4 protein-coding genes are annotated in these 5594 nt (G+C 76.5%); 3 read left to right on the top strand and 1 reads right to left on the bottom strand.

Translation table 11 applies throughout. The features are described from left to right. Positions 1–220: 220 nt before the first annotated feature. Both E1283_RS30660 and E1283_RS30655 read left to right on the top strand, forming a co-directional pair. Complete coding sequence (locus E1283_RS30660) at positions 221–724, top strand: ATP-binding protein (protein ID WP_165956306.1); 504 nt, start codon at positions 221–223, stop codon at positions 722–724. Next, on the top strand, positions 724–948 hold the full coding sequence (locus E1283_RS30655) for a DUF7848 domain-containing protein (protein WP_132821439.1): 225 nt from the start codon (positions 724–726) through the stop codon (positions 946–948). The genes E1283_RS30660 and E1283_RS30655 overlap by 1 nt, the downstream gene beginning before the upstream one ends. Before the next feature lie 85 nt (positions 949–1033). On the opposite strand, the gene dacB is transcribed toward E1283_RS30655, so the two are convergent. Continuing rightward, entirely contained in the window at positions 1034–2629 is a 1596-nt protein-coding gene (gene dacB / locus E1283_RS30650) for a D-alanyl-D-alanine carboxypeptidase/D-alanyl-D-alanine endopeptidase (protein WP_132821438.1), read from the bottom strand. Between the two features lie 217 nt (positions 2630–2846). On the opposite strand from dacB, the gene E1283_RS30645 reads away from it, so the two are divergent. Continuing rightward, on the top strand, positions 2847–4793 hold the full coding sequence (locus E1283_RS30645) for an AMP-dependent synthetase/ligase (RefSeq protein WP_132821437.1): 1947 nt from the start codon (positions 2847–2849) through the stop codon (positions 4791–4793). The last annotated feature ends 801 nt before the right edge of the window (positions 4794–5594 follow it).

Here is a 5594-nt window from a genome sequence, read left to right as displayed (position 1 = left end):
CCTCGGGCCACCGCCGCTCGCCCGTTCTCGCGCGGGGAGTAGGCCGGCAGCGCCGTCGGTGCCCCCCGCGCGCCGGGGGGCTCACGGGGCGCGCTGCCCGCGCACCCCGTGAACCCCCTGGGTGTGTATGTGACCCCCCTTGTGAACGTTCCGAATTGGACCACTTCCGGGCTCAACTGAACATATGAGGGCTTGGCTTGGCTCAAGGAGGGGGATCACGATGACGGCGCCGTCACCGGACGCGAGAGAGCTTCCCACGCCGACCGCGCGACCGGTGCCGCTGGAACCGGCCGCGTTCTCCACCGCCTACCGCTTCCGGTCCGTCGCGCTGTTCGCCGACTCCGAGGACACCCCGCCGGTCGCCCGCCGGATGGCGCGGGAGACGCTGGACGACTGGGAGTTGCCGTGGGTGCTGGACGACGTGGTGCTGTGCGTGTCGGAGCTGGTCGGCAACGCCGTCCGGCACGTCACCGGGCGGCGGCGGATCGGGCTGACCCTGCGGTACTGGCCGCGCTGGCTGTTCGTGGAGGTCGCGGACGAGGACCCGTCGCCGCCGCGGCTGCCGTCGGGCGATCCCAGCGGCCTGGACCTGTTACCCGAGCACGGGCGGGGACTGTTCATCGTGCAGAGCCTGGCGGACGCGACGTGGTGGGCGCCGCGCGACGCCGGTGGGAAGAGCGTGTTCTGCCGGTTCGACGTCACCGCCGGCCGTGGTGTGGCGTGATGGTCTCGCGGTTCGCGGACTGGTCGCTGTCGCTCGACCCGTACGGCGGGCCGGCGATCCACGCGGCGGAGTGCACCACGTGCGACGAGGCGTCACCGGGTGCCGACTCCCGGGACGTCCCCGAGGTGTGGTGCCTGCGCCACGCGGCCCGCACCGGCCACACGGGGTTCCGCTCCACCGTCACGACCTTTTTGCGGGCGACGCACCTCGGCCCGCTGACCTGACCCGCCGGGGGGCGCGCCGGGGGGCGCGCCGGGTCGGCGTGGCCCGGCGGGTCCCGCCCGCGGAGGCGCGCGGCCGGCCCGGGCCTCAGCAGAGCGCGGGCTTGAGCCAGGAGCACTCCAGCTCCGGCGACTCGGGCCGCGCCCGAGCGGCGGGGGCGGGGGCCGGGCCGCCGGAGGCGGCGAGGGCGGCGACGACCGTGTCCTCGATGTCCTTCGGCGACCCGCTCAGGTAGTCGTTGAGCAGCACGCTGAACACCAGCTCCCGGCCGTCCGCCGTGGTCACGTAGCCGGACAGGCCGGTGGCACCCGTCAACGAGCCGGTCTTGGCGCGGACGTTGCCGGCGGCCGGCGTGCCGCACATCCGCGAGCGCAGCGTGCCGCCGACCAGCCGGTCGGGCGCGCAGGCCACCGGCAGCGCCCGGTACCAGTCGTCGAACCAGGGCTCGGCGCGCACCGCCGCGAGCAGGGTGGCGAGCTCGGCGGCCGGTACGAGGTTCATCCGGGACAGCCCGGAGCCGTCCACCTGCCGGAACCCGCCGGTGTCCATGCCGAGTCCGGCCGCGTAGCGCTGGATCGCGGCCAGCCCGGCCGACCAGGTGCCACGGCCCGCGGTGCGGTGGCCGATCGTCTTGACCAGCGCCTCGGCGTGCATGTTGTTGGACAACTTCAGGAACGGCACGAGGAGTTCCGACAGCGGCATCGACTCGTGGGCGGCCAGCGGGGTGGCGTCGGCCGGCGCGGCCCGGCCGAGCACCGTGTCGCCGGTGACGCGCACGCCGTGCGCCGCCAGGGCGTCGGCGAAGACCGCGGTGGCGTAGGCGGTGGGGTCGTCGACGGCGATCCAGGCGGTGGTGGGCGCGGCGCCCACCGGAATCCGCCCGCTGACGACCAGGGCGCCCGCGCCGTGCTCCCGGGTGACGGACAGGGTGTCGGGCTCGCCGGCCGGCACGGTGGTGGCGCGGTTGACCACCGCCACGTGGTCGTTGGCCGGGGTGAGCGTGACGACCGGGCGGTCGCCCGCGGCCCGGCCGGGGGCCGCCGAGACGTACACGGTCCCGGCGTCGTAGTCGGTGTCGGGCGCCAGGGTCAGCGCCGAGATGCCCGCCGAGTAGTAGTCGGCCTCGCCGTCCCAGGACCAGGCGCGGCCGAGCCGGACGTCGTCGAAGCGGGTGTCGTCGGCGACCAGGTCGCCCCGGACCCTGGTGATGCCGCGGGCCGCGACGTCCGCGGCGATGGCGTCGTAGTCCTCGGCGAGCATCGTCGGGTCGCCCGAGCCGCGCAGATAGAGGTCCCCGCGCAGCTCGCCGCCCCGGATCCGGCCGGCGCCGACGGCCTCCGTGCGGTAGCGGTGGTCGGGGCCGAGGATGTCGAGGGCCGCGGCGGCGGTCAGCAGCTTGGTGTTGGACGCCGGCATCAGCCGGTCGTCGCCGCCGCGCTCGTAGAGGGTGTCGCCGGTGGCCGCGTCCAGCACGACGACGCCGGCACGCGCGCCGTCGAGCCGCGGATCGGCCAGGGCGCGGTCCAGCGCCTCGGCGAAGTCGGGGGTGTCGGGGGAGTCGGTGGTGTCGGTGGGCTGTTCGGCGCCGGCGGGCGCGGACCAGGCCAGGGTGGTGGCGGCGAGCAGCAGGCCGGCGGCCACCGAGCCGAGACGTCTGAGCGAGGGGAGTCGTCGTGGCGTCATGGCGCGGAGCATGGCGGAAGATTCCTTCACGTCAAGAGACATTGACGGAAAGTCACATGTCGGAAACAGTCGCGCGGGCGGCGTGTGTTCGTTTGGTGAACCAGCGAGCCGAGCCGTCCCGGCCCCCGGGGAATCCGGTGAAAGTGCCGGTCAGCGGTCCGTTCGAGCGGGAGAATCCGGGGAATCCCCCTGACCGGGGCCGTACCGGGAGGACCAGATGCCACAACCGAACATTCCGACCGCGACCGCGCCGGCGGGGCACACCGCCGTCCCGCCGCGGCTGCGCGTCGAGAACGGGCGGGTGGTGCGGGCCTCAGTGCCGCCGCTGGTGCCGCCGGTCGAGCAGGGCAGCCTCGCCGACGTGCCGTTCGTCAACGCCTACGAGGCGCCCGACGACATCGCGCTGAGCCGCCGGCACCGCGACGGCACCTGGCACGACGTCAGCTGCGCCCGGTTCGCCGCCGAGGTCACGGCCGTCGCCAAGGGCCTCATCGCCCACGGCCTCCGCCCCGGCGACCGGCTCGCCATCATGTCGCGGCCCCGGTACGAGTGGACCCTGCTGGACTTCGCCGCCTGGGCCGCCGGCCTGATCACCGTGCCGATCTACCCCACCAGCTCGCCGCAGCAGACGAGTTGGATCCTGCGGGACTCGGGGGCGCGGGCCTGCGTGGTGGAGGGCGGCGAGGAGGCCCGCGCCGTCACCGCCGTCCGGCACGAGCTGCCGGCGCTCGACCACCTGTGGCAGCTGACCGCCATCTCGGCCGAGGGCGGCGTCCTCGGCGCCATCTCGGCCGCCGGCCGCGACCTGTCGGACGCCGTCGTCTCCGAGCGGCGCGCGCTGCTCGCCCCCTGGCTCGCCGCCACCATCGTCTACACCTCGGGCACCACCGGCCGGCCCAAGGGCTGCGTGATCACCCACGGCAACCTCTTCGCCGAGGTCGACAACGCGATCGCCCTGCTGTACCCGATCTTCCGAAAGCTGACCGACGAGCCGCCCGCCACCCTGCTGTTCCTGCCACTCGCCCACGTGCTGGGCCGGATGGTGGCGATCGGCTGCGTGCGGGCGCGGGTGCGGCTCGGCCACGCGCCCAGCACCAGGACCGAGGACCTGCTGGCCGACCTCGCCGGCTTCCGGCCCACCTTCCTCTTCGCCATCCCGTACCTGCTGGAGAAGGTCTTCAACAGCGGCCGGGCGCGGGCCGAGAAGGTGGGCAGGGGAGGCGCGTTCGACCGGGCGGCCCGCATCGCGCGCCGCTACGGCGCGGCGGCCGAGGCGCAGCAGCACGGCATGGCGCAGGGCCCGGGCATGGGGCTGCGGGCCGCCCGCTCCCTCTACGACCCGCTGGTCTACCGGCGCATCAGGGCCGCGCTCGGCGGCCGGGTGCGGCACGTGGTCTGCGGCGGCTCGCCCCTCGGCCGCCGGCTCGGCTCGTTCTTCGAGGGCGCCGGCATCTCGATCTACGAGGGCTACGGCCTGACCGAGACCACCGCGGCCGCCACCGTCACCCCGCCGAACGCGCAACGCCTCGGCACGGTCGGCTGGCCGGTCCCGGGCACCGAGGTGCGGATCGCGCGGGACGGCGAGGTGCTGGTGCGCGGCGGGCAGGTCTTCGGCGGCTACTGGGACGCGGAGCGGCGCGAGGTGGTGCCGGCCACGGACGCCGACGGCTGGTTCGCCACCGGCGACCTGGGCTCGTTCGACGACGAGGGCTACCTCACCATCACCGGCCGCAAGAAGGACCTCATCATCACGGCGACCGGCGAGGCCGTCGCCCCCGGCCCGCTGGAGGACGCCCTCCGGGCCCACCCGCTGGTCAGCCAGTGCCTGGTGGTCGGCGACGACCGCCCCCACCTGGCCGCGCTGATCACCCTCGACCAGGACGGCGTGGCCCACTGGCAGCAGGTGATGGAACGCGGCCACCTCACCGCCGGCGAACTCACCCGCGACCCCGAGCTGTTGCGCCACCTGCGGCGCGCCGTCGACGACGCCAACGCGGAGTGCGCGGGCTCCGCGGTGATCCGCGACTTCGTCGTCCTCCCCCGCGACTTCACGATCGCCTCCGGCCACCTCACCCCCTCCCTGAAACTCCGCCGCACGGCGATCCTCCGCGACTACGCCCACGAGATCGACCACCTCTACCGGGCCCCTGACGGCGCGGTCTGACCAACGGCCGGGGGCCTGCGGTTCCGGGGCCTCCGGCCCCGGGCTGGGCGCCGCGTGTCGGCGTCGCCGCTCCCGCGGCTACGCCGCGGCCCCGCGCCTGTGGCGCGGGACCGGCCTTGCGGCTTCGCCGCCCCGCCGCCTGGCTCCGAGCCCGTGGCAGGCCCGGGTGCCCAAGGCGCGGTGTCCCTTGCGGCTTCGCCGCTGCCTGGCCGCGCCTGCGGCACGGGACCGCCCCGGCGGTTCCACCGGTACGCCCCTCGCGCGCCCCCGGCCGCGTGCGGCGCGGTGCGGGGGCCGGCACCCGCCGGCTGCGCTGCCCGCCCGCCCGGCCGGCTTCGCCGCCCCCGCGCTGCGGGTGTCCGGCTCCTGGCGGCTCCGCCGCCGCCCGCGCCTGCGGCACGGGGCCGCCCCGGCGGCTTCGCCGCTCGGCCGCGCGCCGCGAGGTGGCAGACCGGGAGCCGAGCGCGCGGTGCCCCAGCCGGCTTCGCGTGCCCCCTGGCGGCTGCGCCGCCCTCGCGCTGCGGTCGTCCGGCACCCGCCGGCCTCGCCGCCCGGCCGCGCCTGCGGCACGGGGCCCCCAGCGGCTTCGCCGCCCGGCCGTGCGCCGCACGGTGGCAGACCGGGAGCGGGGCGCGCGGTGCCCCCGCCGGCTTCGCCGCCGCCCCCGCACTGCGGGCGTCCGGCACTCGTCGGCTTCGCCGCCCGGCCGTGCCTGCGGCTGCGCCGCCCCCGCCGGCTCCGCGCCTCGGCGGCCTCGCCGCCGCCCGCGCCTGCGGCACGGGGCCGGCCCGGCGGCTGCGC

Source organism: Streptomyces hainanensis (assembly GCF_004348415.1).
Lineage (GTDB): Bacteria > Actinomycetota > Actinomycetes > Streptomycetales > Streptomycetaceae > Streptomyces > Streptomyces hainanensis.
This window is presented reverse-complemented; position numbering and strand designations above follow the sequence as displayed.

Excerpts from the sequence above, each read along its gene's own strand:
- E1283_RS30660 (WP_165956306.1), top strand. The coding sequence starts at position 221 with ATGACGGCGCCGTCACCGGACGCGAGAGAGCTTCCCACGCCGACCGCG.
- E1283_RS30655 (WP_132821439.1), top strand. The coding sequence starts at position 724 with ATGGTCTCGCGGTTCGCGGACTGGTCGCTGTCGCTCGACCCGTACGGC.
- dacB (WP_132821438.1), bottom strand. The coding sequence starts at position 2,629 with ATGACGCCACGACGACTCCCCTCGCTCAGACGTCTCGGCTCGGTGGCC.
- E1283_RS30645 (WP_132821437.1), top strand. The coding sequence starts at position 2,847 with ATGCCACAACCGAACATTCCGACCGCGACCGCGCCGGCGGGGCACACC.